This window comes from Belnapia arida, assembly GCF_016773205.1.
GTDB lineage: Bacteria > Pseudomonadota > Alphaproteobacteria > Acetobacterales > Acetobacteraceae > Belnapia > Belnapia arida.
Genome location: NZ_JAETWB010000002.1, coordinates 517,725 through 531,355, shown reverse-complemented (window position 1 = coordinate 531,355; position 13,631 = coordinate 517,725). Strand labels below are relative to the sequence as shown.

Genomic DNA, 13,631 nt, shown 5'->3' with positions numbered 1-13,631 from the left:
AGCTAGAACTCGATCCCGCGCTGCGCCTTCACTCCGGCCGCGAAGTGGTGCTTCACCGCCCCCATCTCGGTGACGAGATCCGCCGCCGCCACCAGCTCCGGCTTCGCATTCCGCCCGGTGACGACGACATGCAGCCCCTCGCGCCGGCCCACCAGCTCCGCCACCACCGCCTCCAATGGCAGATAACCGTAGCGCAGGGCGATGTTCAGCTCATCCAGCACCAGCAGGTCGAAGCCAGGGTCCGCCAGCATCGCCCGCGCCATTCCCCAGGCCCGCTCCGCCGCGGCGATGTCGCGCGCCAGGTCCTGCGTCTCCCAGGTGAAGCCCTCGCCCATGCTGTGCCAAACAACACGCTCGCCGAAGCTCTCCAGCGCCGCCCGCTCGCCGCTGTCCCAGGCGCCTTTGATGAACTGCACCACGCCGACGCGCCCGCCGCGCCCCAGCATCCGCAGCGCCAGCCCGAAGGCTGCCGTCGACTTGCCCTTGCCCGGCCCGGTATGGACGATCAGCAGCCCCTTCTCGGCGATGGCCTTGCCGGCGACCTCCGCATCCTGCACCGCCTTCCGCCGCGCCATCTTCGCGCGATGCCGCGCCGCCTCCTCCGGATCGATCCCGCTCACGCCGCGCCTCCCTTGATCACGACCGGAATGCCGGCCACCACCAGCACCACCCGGTCCGCCAGCGCCGCCATCCGCTGGTTGAGCCGCCCCTGCGCATCGCGGAAGCGCCGCCCAAGCGGCGTCTCCGGCACGATCCCGAAGCCCACCTCGTTCGACACCAGCACCACCGACCCCGCTCGCCGCGCCAGCACCGCCGCCAACCGCTCCCCCTCCGCCTCCAGCTCGCGCTCCGCCAGCAGCAGGTTGCTGAGCCAGAGCGTCAGGCAATCGACCAGCACCGGCCGCCCTGCCGGCACGCCCGCCAGCACCCCCGGCAGGTCGCGCGGCGCATCCAGCGTCACCCACCCCGCCGGCCTTCGCGCCCGGTGCTCGGCGATCCGCGCCGCCATTTCGGCATCGAAGGCCTCGGCGGTGGCGACATAGGTCCAAGGCGACGGCCAGGACTCGACCAGCGCCTCGGCCTGCCGGCTCTTGCCGGAGCGCGCGCCGCCGAGCACCAGCACCAGCGGAAAGGGGGCATCGGGCATGCCGCACGGTGTGGCAGCACCCGCCCATCCGCACAACAACCGACGCCGATGGTTGACAGCCGCCCCGCCGCCCGGGCCTAGTCCCCTTCGATCGAAGGTTCCCGCCGGAAGGCGGGATGAAAAGGGAATACGGAAGGGCCCCGCCCAGGCCGTAGCTGCCCCCGCAACTGTGAGCGGCGAGTCCGCGCCACCATGTCACTGGCCGCCAGCCCCTCGGGGCCCGGCCGGGAAGACGGCGCCGGACGTCGACCCGCGAGCCAGGAGACCTGCCTTCGCTCGAGACGACGTGCCGGGCGGGGTGCCCTGGCGCGGCTGCCGCACCGGCGAACGGACACGCCCCCCTTGGCGCGCCCGCTGCTGCACCCCGCATGCCCGGCGCCCGCCGGGTGGGGATGCCTGCCCGATGCCGCCCGTCACCGTCTTCGTCTGCACCACCTGCCGCCGCAGCGGCGATGCCGAGGACGCCCCCCGCGCCGGCGCCACCCTCGCCGCCAATGCCGAGCCCCTGGCCGGCCCCGACCTCGCGGTGCGCCCCGTCGAATGCCTCGGCAACTGCTCCCGCGGCCCGACCGCCGCCATCGCCGTGCCCGGCGGCTGGACCTATGTCTTCGGCAACCTCGACCCCGCCGAGGCCGCCCCCGCCCTGCAGGAGGGCGCCCGCCTCCTCGCCGCCGCCGAGGGCCGGGTGATGCCCTGGCGCGGCCGCCCCGAGCCCCTGAAGCGCGGCCTCATCGCCCGCATCCCGCCCCTGGAGCTTCCGGCATGACCGCCCGCATCCCCTGCACCATCGTCACCGGCTTCCTCGGCGCCGGGAAGACGACGCTGATCCGCCACCTGCTCGAGAATGCCGGCGGCCGCCGCCTCGCCGTCATCGTCAACGAGTTCGGCGATGTCGGCATCGATGCCGAGATCCTGCGCGGCTGCGGCATCCCCGCCTGCGACGAGGCCGACATCGTCGAGCTGGCCAACGGCTGCCTCTGCTGCACCGTCGCCGACGATTTCGTCCCCGCCGTCGACGCGCTGCTCGCCCGCACCCCGCCGCCCGACCACATCCTGATCGAGACCAGCGGCCTCGCCCTGCCGAAGCCGCTGGTCCAGGCCTTCCACTGGCCGGCCATCCGCAACCGGGTGACGGTCGATGGCGTCGTCGCCGTGGTCGATGGCGCGGCGCTGGCCGAAGGCCGCGTCGCCGCCGACCTCGCGGCGCTCGCCGCCCAGCGCGCCGCCGACCAGGCGCTCGACCATGACGACCCGGTGGAGGAGGTCTTCGACGACCAGCTCGCCTGCGCCGACCTCGTCGTGCTCACCAAGTCCGACCTGCTGGACGAAGCCGGCCTCGCCCGCGCCCGCGCCGCGGTGGAGCGCGCCCTCCCCCGCGCCGTCGGCACTGTCACCAGCGCCGGTGGCCGCATCGACCCGGCGGTGCTGCTCGGCCTCGGCCTCGGCACGGAGGACGATATCGCCAACCGCCCGACCCGGCACGATGCCGAGGAGGGCCACGACCACGACGATTTCGACAGCATCGTCCTCGACCTGCCCGAGCTCGCCGCCCCCGCCGACCTCGCCGCCCGCATCGCCACGCTCTGCGCCCGTCCGGACGTGCTGCGCGCCAAGGGCTTCGCCGCCATCGCCGGCAAGCCGATGCGCCTGCTGGTCCAGGCCGTCGGCCCCCGTGTCAGCCACCATTTCGACCGCGCCTGGGGCGAGGCCGAGGCGCGTCGCGGCCGCCTCGTCGTCATCGGCCTGAAGGGCTTCGACCAGGTGGCCGCCGCCCAGGCCCTCGCCGGCTGAGCCGATGCACATCCTCAACACCACCACCGCCGGGCTGGAGGAACTGGCCGAGCCGGTCGACCTGCGCCAGAGCCCGGCGCCGATGGCGGTGCTGAGCTTCAGCGACAGCGACCTCGCCGGCCTCGCGGCGGCCTGGGAGGCGGAACGCGCCGTCCTCCCCGCCCTCCGCCTCGCCCCGCTGCGGCAGCTGCGCCACCCGATGTCGGTCGATCTCTGGCTCGACCGCACCGCCGCCGGCGCGCGGGTGATCCTGCTCCGCCTGCTCGGCGGCCTCGACTGGTGGCGCTACGGCGCCGAGCAGCTGGCGGACCTCTGCCGCGCCCGCCGCATCGCCCTCGCGGTCCTCCCCGGCGAGGACCGCGACGACCCGCGCCTCCCCGCCCTCTCCACCCTGCCCGCCGCCGAATGCGACACCCTCCTCGGCTATTTCCGCGAGGCCGGGCCCGACAACATGCGCGCCCTGCTGCGCCGCCTCGCCGTCCATGCCGGCACCCCGCTCCTCGCCCCGCCGCCGCAGCCGATGCCCCGCGCCGCCGGCTGGCTGCCCGCCGAGGGCACGGTCTCCATCGCCCGCCTCGCCGCCAGCCTGCCGCCCGGCTGCCCGGTGGTGCCGATCCTCTTCTACCGTTCCGTCCTGCTCGCCGCTGACGCCGCCCCCATCGCCGCCCTTGCCGAGGCGCTCACGGCCCGCGGCCTCGTCCCCGCCCCGATCTTCCTCGCCAGCCTGAAGGAGCCCGCCTCCCGCGAAGTGCTCCGCTCAGCCCTCGCCACCCTCTCGCCCGACCTCATCCTCACCACCACCGCCTTCGCCGAGGCGGAGGACCCGATCCTCCCCACCCCCGGCGTCCCCGTCCTCCAGGCGGTGATGGCGACGACCGCGCGCGAGGCCTGGCAGGCGAGCCCCCGCGGCCTCGGCGCCGCCGACCTCGCCATGCATGTCGTCCTGCCGGAGCTCGACGGCCGCATCCTCGCCGGCGCCATCGCCTTCAAGGCGCCGGTCGAGGACCCAAGCTTCCCCCGCCAGGCCAACCGGCCGGAGCCCGACCGCATCGCCGCGCTGGCCGACCGCGCCGCCGCCCTGATCCGCCTCCGCCGCACCCCGCCCGCCGAGCGCCGCCTCGCCCTGTTGCTGCCCGACTACCCCGGCGCCGGCGGCCGCACCGGCTATGCGGTCGGCCTCGACGTCCCCGCCAGCCTGTTGGCCCTCTGCGACGACCTCCGCACCGCCGGCTACGCCCTCGCCCCGCCCCCTGCCGAGGCCCGCAGCCTCCTCGCTGCCCTCGATGCGACGGTCCCCGGCCTCACCCTCGCCGCCTACCGCGCCCTCCTGCCGCCCGCGCTGGAAGCGGCCATCGACGCCGCCTGGGGCCCGCCCGAGGCCGACCCCGATTGCAGCGACGGCGCCTTCCACCACCGCGCCTTCCGCCTCGGCCAAGTGACCATCGCCGTCGCGCCCGACCGCGGCCGCAGCACCGAGCGCCGCGCCGAGTACCACGACCCGGCCCTGCCGCCGCGCCACGCCCTGCTCGCCTTCGGCCTCTGGCTGCGCCACGGGCTCGACATCCACGCGCTCGTCCACATGGGCGCCCACGGCACCCTCGAATGGCTGCCTGGCAAATCTGTCGCCCTCACGCAGAGCTGCTTCCCCGAGGCGGTGCTCGGCCCGCTCCCCGTCCTCTACCCCTTCCTCGTCTCCAATCCCGGCGAGGCAGCCCAGGCCAAGCGCCGCATCGCCGCCGTCACCCTCGGCCACCTGCCGCCGCGCCTCGCCGGCCCCGGCCTCACCGGCCCGGCCCGCGCGCTCGAGGCCCTGCTCGACGAATTCGCCGCCGCCGACGGCCTCGACCGCCGCCGCCGCGACCGCCTCGCCCACCTCATCCACCAGGCCGCGACAGAGGCCGCCCCCGGCACCCTCCCGCCCCTCGGCGACGAGCCCGACGAAGCCCTCCGCCGCCTCGACGCCTGGCTCTGCGACCTGAAGGAGCTGGCGATCAAGGACGGCCTGCACATCTTCGGCCGCGCCGATGCCGCCGACCCACCCGAGCGCGCCGCCAGCGCCGCCGCCGAGCGCGCGGCCCTGCTCGCCGCCCTCGACGGCCGCCACATCCCGGCCGGCCCCGGCGGCGCCCCCGCCCGCGGCCGCACCGACGTGCTGCCCACCGGCCGCAACCTCTTCGCCGCCGACCCCCGCACCCTCCCTACCCCGACCGCCATGGAGCTCGGCCGCTTCGCCGCCGCCGAGGTGCTGAGCCTTTACCAGCAGGAACAGGGCGAGATGCCCCGCAGCCTGGTGCTCGACCTCTGGGGCAGCGCCACGCTCCGCACCGGCGGCGAGGAGATCGCGCAGGGCCTCGCGCTCATGGGCTGCCGCCCGAGCTGGGACGTCGCCACCGGCCGCGTCACCGGCATCGAGGTCCTGCCCCCCGCCAGCATGGGCCGCCCCCGGGTCGACGTGACCTGGCGCGTCTCCGGCCTGTTCCGCGACCTCTTCCCGGCGCAGATTGCGCTCATCGACGCCGCCACCCGCGCCGTCGCCGCCCGCGACGAGAGCCCGGCCGAGAACCCATTGGCCGCCGCCCACCGCACCGGCGCCCCGCCCGCCCGCATCTTCGGCACCGCCCCCGGCGCCTATGGCGCAGGCCCCGAGGATGCGCTGGCCTCCGGCCGCTGGACCGCCCGCGAGGAACTCGGCCGCGCCTATCTCGCCGCCGCCTCCCACACCTATGGCGGCCCCGGCGGCGAGGCGACCCCCGCCCCCGGCGCCTTCGCCACCCGCCTCGCCGAAGCCGCCGCCCTGATCCACACCGGCGACGACCCCGGCCGCGACCTGCTGGAGGGCGGCGCCGACGCCGCCCATATCGGCGGCTTCGCCTCGGCCGCCGCCTTGCTCGGCACCAGCCCGGCGCTGATCACCCTCGACACTACCGACCCCGCCCGCCCCCGCGCCCGCCCGCTGGCCGCCGCCCTCGCCCGCCTCGTCCAGGGCCGCGCCATCGACCCGCGCTTCATCGCCGGCCAGATGCGCCACGGCCCCCGCGGCGCTGCCGAGCTGGCCGAAACGGTGGACCGCCTGGTCGCCTTCGCCGAAACCACCGACGCCGTCCCCAGCGCCCTGCTCGACCTCGTCCACGAAGCCTATCTCGGTGACCCGACGGTGCGCGCCTTCCTCCTCCACGAGAACCCCGCCGCCGCCCGCGCCATCGCGCTGCGCTTCGCCGATGCCCGCCGCCGCGGCCTCTGGCACCCCCGCCGCAACGACGTGGAGCTGGGCGCATGACACCGCGCGGCGCCTGCCCCAGCCTCGCCGCGCCGATGCCGACCGGCGACGGCCTGCTCGCCCGCATCCCCGCCGGCTCCATGCCCCCCGCCCGCTGGATCGCCCTCGCCGAAGCCGCCGCCCTCTACGGCAACGGCCTCCTCGAGATCACCGCCCGTGGCAACCTCCAGATCCGCGGCCTCCGCCCCGCGACGGCCGCCCCTTTCACCGAAGCCATCGGGGAAGGCTGGCCCACCGACCCGCTCGTCACCCACTCCCCCCTCGGCGGCCTCGACCCCACCGAACATGCCGACCCCCGCCCCCTGGCCGAGGCCATCCGCGCCACCGCCCCAGCGCTGCCGCCCAAATTCGCCATCGCCGTCGATGGCGGCGGCGCCCTGCATCTCGACGCCCTCGCCGCCGACCTCCGCCTGACCGCCACCGCCACCGGCTGGCTTCTGCAGGACGGCGACACCCTCCTGCCCCCATTGCCTGAAGCCGAGGCCCTCGCCGCCCTCCTCGCCCGCCTCGCCGACCCGACCCGTCGCGGCCGCCTCCCCCCCGCTCCACGCCCGTCCGCCGAATCGCTCGGCCTCCACCCCCTGCGCCACGGCCTCGCCCTCGGCATCGCCGGCACCTTCGAGGCCTCCCGCCTCGCCGCCTATGCCGAGGCCGCCGCCACCGCCGGCGCCACCGCCCTGACCGGCGTCCCCGGCCGCGCCCTGCTCGCCCTCGGCCCGCTGGACCCAGCCCCCCTGCGCGCCGCCGCCCACCGCCTCGACCTCATCACGGTGCCGGACGACCCCCGCCGCCGCATCGCCGCCTGCGCCGGCCGCCCCGCCTGCGCCAGCGCCACGATCGCCACCCGCCCCCTCGCCGAAGCCCTCGCCCCGCACCTCCCGCCCGGCCGCACGCTGCACCTCTCCGGCTGCCCCAAGGGCTGCGCCCACCCCGCCCGCGCCGCCCTCACCCTGGTTGGGCTCGACGGCCGCATCGGCCTCGTGCCCGGCGGCACGGCGCGTGATAGGCCAGCGCGCATGCTCGATGCCGAGGCCCTCCCCGACCTGATCGCCAGCCTGCAGGACGCCACCGCGCCATGACCGACTACATCCGCGACGGCGCGGCCATCTACCGCCGCTCCTTCGCCATCATCCGCGACGAGGCCGACCTCTCTGCCTTCTCCGCAGACGAAGCCGAAGTCGCCATCCGCATGATCCACGCTTGCGGCATGGTCGAGGCCGCAGAGCAGATCGCCTTCGCCCCCGATCTGGTCGAGGCCGCCCGCGCCGCGCTCGCCGCCGGCGCCCCCATCCTCTGCGACGCCCAGATGGTCGCCCACGGCATCACCCGCGCCCGCCTCCCCGCCGCGAATGAGGTGATCTGCACCCTTCACGACCCCCGCACCCCCGCACTGGCCGAGGCACAGGGCACCACCCGCTCGGCGGCGGCGATGTCGCTCTGGGCCGAGCGCCTGGGCGGCGCGCTGGTCGCCATCGGCAACGCGCCCACCGCGCTCTTCCACCTGCTTGAGATGCTGGAAGCCGGCGCCCCCCGCCCCGCCGCCATCCTCGGCATGCCCGTCGGCTTCGTCGGTGCCATGGAGTCGAAGCAGGCGCTGGAGGAAAGCCGCCTCGGCATCCCCTGGGCCGTCGTGCGCGGGCGCCTCGGCGGCAGCGCGATGACCGCCGCCGCCGTCAACGCCCTCGCCAGGCCCGGGCTATGACCATGCCTGCGAGCGGCCGCCTCTACGGCCTCGGCACCGGCCCCGGCGACCCGGAGCTGCTGACGCTGAAGGCCGCCCGCATCCTCGATTCCGTCGATGTCGTCGCGCATTTCGCCAAGCGCGGCGCCCCCGGCAATGCCCGCCGCACCGTCGCCGCCCGCCTGCGCCCGCAGGCGATCGAGCTGCCTCTCATCTACCCCGTCACTACCGAACTCCCGCGCCACTCGGCCGGCTACCGCACGCAGATCGAGGAATTCTACGCCGCCTCCGCCGCCGCCGTCGCCGCGCATCTCGATGCCGGCCGCAGCGTCGCCGTGCTGAGCGAAGGCGACCCGCTCTTCTACGGCTCCTACATGCATCTGCATGTCCGCCTCGCCCCACACTACCCAACCGAGGTGGTGCCCGGCGTCACCGGCATGTCCGCCTGCTGGTCCATGGCCGGCACGCCCGTCGCGCAGGGCGACGACGTGCTGATGGTCCTCCCCGGCATGCTGGACGAGCCGGAATTGCGCCGCCGCCTCGCCTCCGCCGAAGCCGTCGTCATCATGAAGGTCGGCCGCAACCTCCCCCGCATCCGCGCGGCCCTGGCCGCAACCGGCCGCCTCGACGGCGCCATCTATGTCGAGCGCGGCAGCATGGACGCCGCCGCCGTCTTGCCGCTCGCCGCCCGCGACGACGCCCCCGCCCCCTATTTCTCCATCGTCCTCGTCCCCGGCTGGGCGGGCGCGTGAGCCGCCTCGACGTCATCGGCCTCGGCCCCGGCGGCGCCGGCCTGCGCACGCCCGAGGCCGAATCCGCCCTCGCCTCGGCCGCGATGCTCTTCGGCTACGGCCCCTATCTCGACCGCGTCCCGCACCGCCCCGGCCAGTCCCGCCATCCCTCCGACAACCGCGTCGAACGCGCCCGCGCCGAGGCCGCGCTGACGGCCGCCGCGGACGGCGCCACCGTCGCCATGGTCACCGGCGGCGATCCCGGCGTCTTCGCCATGGCCGCCGCGGTGTGCGAGGCGATCGAGGCCGGCCCACCGGAATGGCGCGCCATCGACCTCGCCATCTACCCCGGCGTCACCGCCATGCTGGCCCTCGCCGCCCGCACCGGCGCCCCGCTCGGCGGTGATTTCTGCGCCCTCTCCCTTTCCGACAACCTGAAGCCCTGGCCGCTGATCGAACGTCGCCTCGCCGCCGCCGCCGGCGCCGGCTTCGCGCTGGCCCTCTACAACCCGATCAGCCGCGCCCGCCCCTGGCAGCTCGGCGCCGCCCTGGCGTTGCTGCGCACCCACCTGCCCGCGACGACGCCGGTGATCTTCGGCCGCGCCATCGCCCGCCCCGACGAGGCCATCCGCATCACCACCCTCGCCGAGGCCGACCCGCTCTGGGCTGACATGGCCACCTGCCTGCTGATCGGCACCGCCGAAACCCGCATCGTCCCGCGCGACAGCCGCCCACCCCTTGTCTACACCCCGCGCCGCGCCGCCCAATGACCGACCCACTCCTGAGCCGCCGCCACCGAGCCGACCGCCGGCACCTCCGGCAGCACCGGCCGCGCCAGCATCACCACGCGAACCCCAAGCTCCCGCGCTGCCACGATCTTTCCGTAGGTCGCGTCGCCCCCGCTGTTCTTGCAGACGATGCGCTCGATGCCATGCGCCTCCAGCATCGCCCGCTCCGCTTCCGCGTCGAACGGCCCGCGCCCCAGCAGATACTCGGCCTGCGGCACCCCAAGCTTCGGCTCGACAGGATCGACGCTGCGGATGAGGTAGTCATGCTGCGGCGCCGCGGCGAACCCCGCCACCTCCTGCCGCCCGAGCGCGAGGAAGACGCGCCGCGGCACCTCGCCCAGCGCAGCGACGGCGGCCCGCACATCGGCAACCTCGACCCAGTCGTCCCCATCGACGCGCTCCCAGCCCGGCCGCCGCACCGCCAGCAACGGCACACCCGCGATGTCAGCCGCCTCCGCGGCATGCGCCGAGATGGTCGCCGCATAGGGATGCGTCGCATCGACCAGCAGCCCGACCCGCTCCGCCCGCAGATACCCGGCCAGCCCCGCCACCCCACCGAAGCCGCCGACCCGCACCGGCACCGGCTGCGCAGCGGGCCGTGCCGTCCGTCCGGCCAGCGACAGGGCGACGTCGAACCTCGCCAACGCCCCGGCCAGCTCCCGCGCCTCGGTCGTCCCGCCCAGGATGAGGATGCGTCGCGTCATGGCTGAGCCATCCCAGGGATCGCCCTGGCTGTCCATCATCGGCCTCGGCGAGGAGGGCATCGCCGGCCTCTCCCCCGCCGCCGCCGAGCGCCTCTCCGCCGCCTCGCTCATCTTCGGCGGCGCCCGCCACCTCGCACTTGCCCGCTCCTTGCTGCGCGGCGAGGCCCACCCCTGGCCGAGCCCCTTCAGCATCGCCCCCGTCCTCGCCGCCCGCGGCCAAGCCGTCGCCGTCCTCGCCTCCGGCGACCCGATGCTGCACGGCGTCGGCGCCACCCTGCTCCGCGCCATCCCGCCGACGGAGGCACTGGTCCTCCCCGCCCCCTCCGCCTTCAGCCTCGCCGCCGCCCGCCTCGGCTGGCCGCTGGCGGAAGTGACGACCCTCTCGCTCCACGCCCGCCCGCAGGAGGCGTTGCGCCCCCATCTCCACCCCGGCGCCCGCCTCTTGGTGCTGACCTCCGACGCCACCTCTCCCGCCGCCCTCGCCGCGATGCTGACGGCGGACGGCTTCGGCGACAGCCCAGTGACGGTCTTCGAAGCCCTCGGCGGCCCGCAGGAGCGCATCCGCACCAGCGCCGCCGCCGGCTTCGCCCTCGCCGGCATCCACCCCCTCAACCTGCTCGCCCTTGAGATCGCCGCCGGCCCGTCGTCGCGCCCGATCCCCCGCACCCCCGGCCTGCCCGACGCCGCCTTCGAGCATGACGGCCAGATCACCAAGCGCGAGATCCGCGCCTTCACCCTCTCGGCGCTGGCCCCGCTGCGAGGCGAATTGCTCTGGGACATCGGCGCCGGCGCCGGCTCCGTCGCCATCGAATGGATGCTGGCCGACTCCTCCCTCCGGGCCATCGCCATCGAGCCCCGCCCCGACCGCGCCGCCCGCATCCGCCGCAACGCCCTCGCCCTCGGCGTCCCCGCCCTCCGCATCGTCGAAGGCACGGCCCCCGCCGCCCTCGCCAATCTCCCAACGCCCGACGTCATCTTCCTCGGCGGCGGCGCCGCCGATCCCGGCGTGATGGAAGCGGCGCTTGCAGCCCTCCCCTCCGCCGGCCGCCTCGTCGCCAATGCCATCACCCTGGAGACCGAAGCCCTGCTCCTCGCCCGCCACGCCACGCTCGGCGGCGAGTTGCTGCGCCTCGCCGTGAGCCGCGCCGCGCCGGTCGGCGGGATGACGGGCTGGCGCCCCGCCATGCCCGTCACCCAATGGTCCTGGCGAAAGCCATGAGCCCCGAGCAGGATCAGCGCTGTCCCGCGGCGGCGGCACGGCAAGCCCGAGCCGCAGGCGACATGGGCGATGCCACGCTGGTCGCCGGCTTCGGCTGCCGCCGGGGCGCCCCCGCCGAGGCCATCGCCGCCGCCCTCGACGCCGCACTCCACGACGCCGGCTGCACGCTCGCCGCGCTGACCGCCCTCGCCACCAGCACCGCCAAAGCCGCCGAACCCGGCCTCCAGGCGATGGCGGCCCGGCTCGCCCTCCCCCTCACCACACCGCCGGACGCCGCCCTCGCCGCCGCCGCCCCCGCCTGCATCACCGCCTCCCCCCGCGTCGAGGCGCTGACCGGCCTCCCCTCCCTCGCCGAAGCCGCCGCGCTCGCCGCCGCCGGCCCCGGCGCCCGCTTGCTCGGCCCGCGCCGGTCCGCCGGGGGCCTCGCCACCTGCGCCCTCGCCACCACGGAGCCCGCCCCATGACCGTGCATTTCATCGGCGCCGGCCCCGGCGCCGCCGATCTCATCACCCTCCGCGCCCGCGACCTCATCGCCGCCTGCCCGGTCTGCCTCTATGCCGGCTCCGTCGTCGCCCCCGCCGTGCTCGCCCACTGCCCGCCCGGCGCGAGGCTGGTCGACACCGCCCCTCTCTCTCTCGACGCCATCGAGGCCGAATGCCTCGCTGCCCACGCCGCCGGCCAGGACGTCGCCCGCCTCCACTCCGGCGACCTCTCCATCTACTCGGCGCTGGCCGAGCAGAAGCGCCGCCTCGAGCGCCACGGCATCCCCGTGACGATGACGCCCGGCGTCCCCGCCTTCGCCGCCGCCGCCGCCGCCCTCGGCTGCGAGCTGACCGTGCCGGAGGTGGCGCAAAGCCTTGTGCTGACCCGCATGCCCGGCCGCGCCTCCGCCATGCCTGCGGGCGAGACCCTCGCCGCCTTCGGCGCCACCGGCGCGACGCTCGCCATCCACCTCGCCGTGACGCAACTCCCCCGCATCGTGGCGGAGCTGACGCCCCTCTACGGCGCCGCCTGCCCCGCCGCCGTCGTCGTCCGCGCTACCTGGCCCGACGAGCGGATCATCCGCGGCACCCTCGCCGACATCGCCCCCCGCACGGCGGAGGCAGGGGTGGACCGCATGGCCCTCATCCTCGTCGGCCCCGCTCTGGCCACCCACCTCACCGAAAGCGCCCTCTACTCGGAAGGCTATCAGCGCCGCTTCCGCGGGCTGGAGGGCGCATGAGCAGCACTCGGCGCGAACCCCGCCCGCCCCATCAGCCGCCCCTCCCGGTCGAAGACCACCACCTCCAGCGCGATGCCGGGATCATCGAGCACCCCCGCCGCCACCCGCCACGCCCCGGCCGCGATCGCCTCGCCGAGCCCCGGCGCCAGGGCGAAGGCCTCCGCCACCGTATTCGCCCCCCGCACCCGCTCGCCGAGCCCCGCATCGCCCACCAGCGCCGCCAGCGCCGCCATGTCGGCCGCCCCGCGCTTCGAGTGCAGGTCGAGCATCCCCTGCGCCAGCTTGGTCATCTTGGCGACGCCGCCCGCGACGGTGACCCGCTCCACCGGATGCCGCCGCAGGTACTTCAGCATCCCGCCGACGAAATCCCCCATCTCGATCAGCGACACGTCGGGCAGTCCATGCAGCCCCCGCACCGCCGCCTCGGAGGCCGCCCCCGTCGCCCCCGCCACATGGCCGAGGCCGCTCGCCCTTGCGACGTCGATCCCGCGATGGATGCTGTCGATCCAGGCCGCGCAGGAATAGGGCACCACGATCCCCGTCGTGCCGAGGATCGACAGCCCGCCGACGATCCCAAGCCGCCCGTTCAGCGTCCGCTCCGCCAGCACCTCGCCGCCGGGGATGGCGATCTCCACCTCCGCATCCGCCCCCGCCGGCGCAACCTCGTCGAGCGCCTCCCGGATCATCCGCCGCGGCACCGGGTTGATGGCCGGCTCCCCCGGCGGCAGCGGCAGCCCCGGCCTGGTCACGGTCCCGACCCCCGGCCCCGCCCGGAAGCGCACGCCGCTCCCCTTCGGCAGCGGCCGCACCGTCGCCAGCACCAGCGCGCCATGCGTTACATCGGGGTCGTCCCCCGCATCCTTGACGACGCCCGCCACCGCCCCGCCCGCGACGAACTCCCCCCGCGCCAGGGCGAAGGCCGGCCGCTGCCCCCCAGGCAGGGTGATCGTCACTGGGTCGGGAAAAGCGCTGGTCCTGAGCGCGACGAAGGCCGCCTTCGCCGCCGCCGTCGCGCAGGCGCCGGTCGTCCAGCCACGGCGAAGGGGGGCGGGTGCATCCATCCCCCCCGAC

14 protein-coding genes and 1 riboswitch are annotated in these 13,631 nt (G+C 75.9%); of the genes, 10 read left to right on the top strand and 4 right to left on the bottom strand.

Annotated features, from left to right (window positions below):
- Positions 1–2: 2 nt before the first annotated feature.
- The gene (gene cobO / locus JMJ56_RS33770) at positions 3–620 is read right to left on the bottom strand and encodes a cob(I)yrinic acid a,c-diamide adenosyltransferase (protein ID WP_407927897.1); all 618 of its coding nucleotides are present in this window, start codon (positions 618–620) and stop codon (positions 3–5) included.
- Positions 617–1,147, bottom strand: coding sequence for a bifunctional adenosylcobinamide kinase/adenosylcobinamide-phosphate guanylyltransferase (gene cobU, locus JMJ56_RS33765; protein ID WP_236037579.1), 531 nt, complete (start codon positions 1,145–1,147; stop codon positions 617–619). The genes cobO and cobU overlap by 4 nt, the downstream gene beginning before the upstream one ends.
- A 78-nt stretch (positions 1,148–1,225) precedes the next feature.
- Positions 1,226–1,435, top strand: a riboswitch (cobalamin riboswitch).
- 115 nt (positions 1,436–1,550) lie between these two features.
- Between cobU and JMJ56_RS09565 the strand changes: the two genes are divergently transcribed.
- From JMJ56_RS09565 to JMJ56_RS09535, 7 genes are read left to right on the top strand one after another with little or no spacing between them, the layout of a single operon-like run.
- Positions 1,551–1,913, top strand: coding sequence for a DUF1636 family protein (locus JMJ56_RS09565; RefSeq protein WP_202831381.1), 363 nt, complete (start codon positions 1,551–1,553; stop codon positions 1,911–1,913).
- Positions 1,910–2,938 (top strand): cobalamin biosynthesis protein CobW, encoded by a 1,029-nt coding sequence (gene cobW, locus JMJ56_RS09560; RefSeq protein WP_202831380.1) that lies wholly within the window; start codon positions 1,910–1,912, stop codon positions 2,936–2,938. The genes JMJ56_RS09565 and cobW overlap by 4 nt, the downstream gene beginning before the upstream one ends.
- A 4-nt stretch (positions 2,939–2,942) precedes the next feature.
- Entirely contained in the window at positions 2,943–6,215 is a 3,273-nt protein-coding gene (gene cobN / locus JMJ56_RS09555; RefSeq protein WP_202831379.1) for a cobaltochelatase subunit CobN, read from the top strand.
- A complete protein-coding gene (locus JMJ56_RS09550; RefSeq protein WP_202831378.1) occupies positions 6,212–7,294 on the top strand; it encodes a hypothetical protein in 1,083 nt (360 codons plus the stop codon). The genes cobN and JMJ56_RS09550 overlap by 4 nt, the downstream gene beginning before the upstream one ends.
- Positions 7,291–7,917, top strand: coding sequence for a precorrin-8X methylmutase (locus tag JMJ56_RS09545; protein ID WP_202831377.1), 627 nt, complete (start codon positions 7,291–7,293; stop codon positions 7,915–7,917). Before JMJ56_RS09550 ends, JMJ56_RS09545 begins: the two co-directional genes overlap by 4 nt.
- 2 nt (positions 7,918–7,919) lie before the next feature.
- A complete protein-coding gene (locus tag JMJ56_RS09540; RefSeq protein ID WP_328702330.1) occupies positions 7,920–8,648 on the top strand; it encodes a precorrin-2 C(20)-methyltransferase in 729 nt (242 codons plus the stop codon).
- On the top strand, positions 8,645–9,397 hold the full coding sequence (locus JMJ56_RS09535) for a precorrin-3B C(17)-methyltransferase (RefSeq protein WP_202831375.1): 753 nt from the start codon (positions 8,645–8,647) through the stop codon (positions 9,395–9,397). The genes JMJ56_RS09540 and JMJ56_RS09535 overlap by 4 nt, the downstream gene beginning before the upstream one ends.
- Here JMJ56_RS09535 and JMJ56_RS09530 read toward each other — a convergent pair.
- On the bottom strand, positions 9,370–10,119 hold the full coding sequence (locus tag JMJ56_RS09530) for a cobalt-precorrin-6A reductase (RefSeq protein ID WP_236037578.1): 750 nt from the start codon (positions 10,117–10,119) through the stop codon (positions 9,370–9,372). The genes JMJ56_RS09535 and JMJ56_RS09530 overlap by 28 nt on opposite strands.
- On the opposite strand from JMJ56_RS09530, the gene cbiE reads away from it, so the two are divergent.
- From cbiE to cobM, 3 genes are read left to right on the top strand one after another with little or no spacing between them, the layout of a single operon-like run.
- Positions 10,118–11,338, top strand: a complete 1,221-nt coding sequence (cbiE, locus tag JMJ56_RS09525) for a precorrin-6y C5,15-methyltransferase (decarboxylating) subunit CbiE (RefSeq protein ID WP_202831374.1) — start codon at positions 10,118–10,120, stop codon at positions 11,336–11,338. The two genes, JMJ56_RS09530 and cbiE, sit on opposite strands and share 2 nt — an antisense overlap.
- Complete coding sequence (locus tag JMJ56_RS09520) at positions 11,335–11,802, top strand: cobalamin biosynthesis protein (protein WP_236037577.1); 468 nt, start codon at positions 11,335–11,337, stop codon at positions 11,800–11,802. Before cbiE ends, JMJ56_RS09520 begins: the two co-directional genes overlap by 4 nt.
- On the top strand, positions 11,799–12,560 hold the full coding sequence (gene cobM / locus JMJ56_RS09515; RefSeq protein ID WP_202831373.1) for a precorrin-4 C(11)-methyltransferase: 762 nt from the start codon (positions 11,799–11,801) through the stop codon (positions 12,558–12,560). Before JMJ56_RS09520 ends, cobM begins: the two co-directional genes overlap by 4 nt.
- Here the strand turns inward: cobM and JMJ56_RS09510 are convergent.
- Entirely contained in the window at positions 12,527–13,621 is a 1,095-nt protein-coding gene (locus JMJ56_RS09510) for a cobalt-precorrin-5B (C(1))-methyltransferase (protein ID WP_202831372.1), read from the bottom strand. The two genes, cobM and JMJ56_RS09510, sit on opposite strands and share 34 nt — an antisense overlap.
- Between the last annotated feature and the right edge of the window lie 10 nt (positions 13,622–13,631).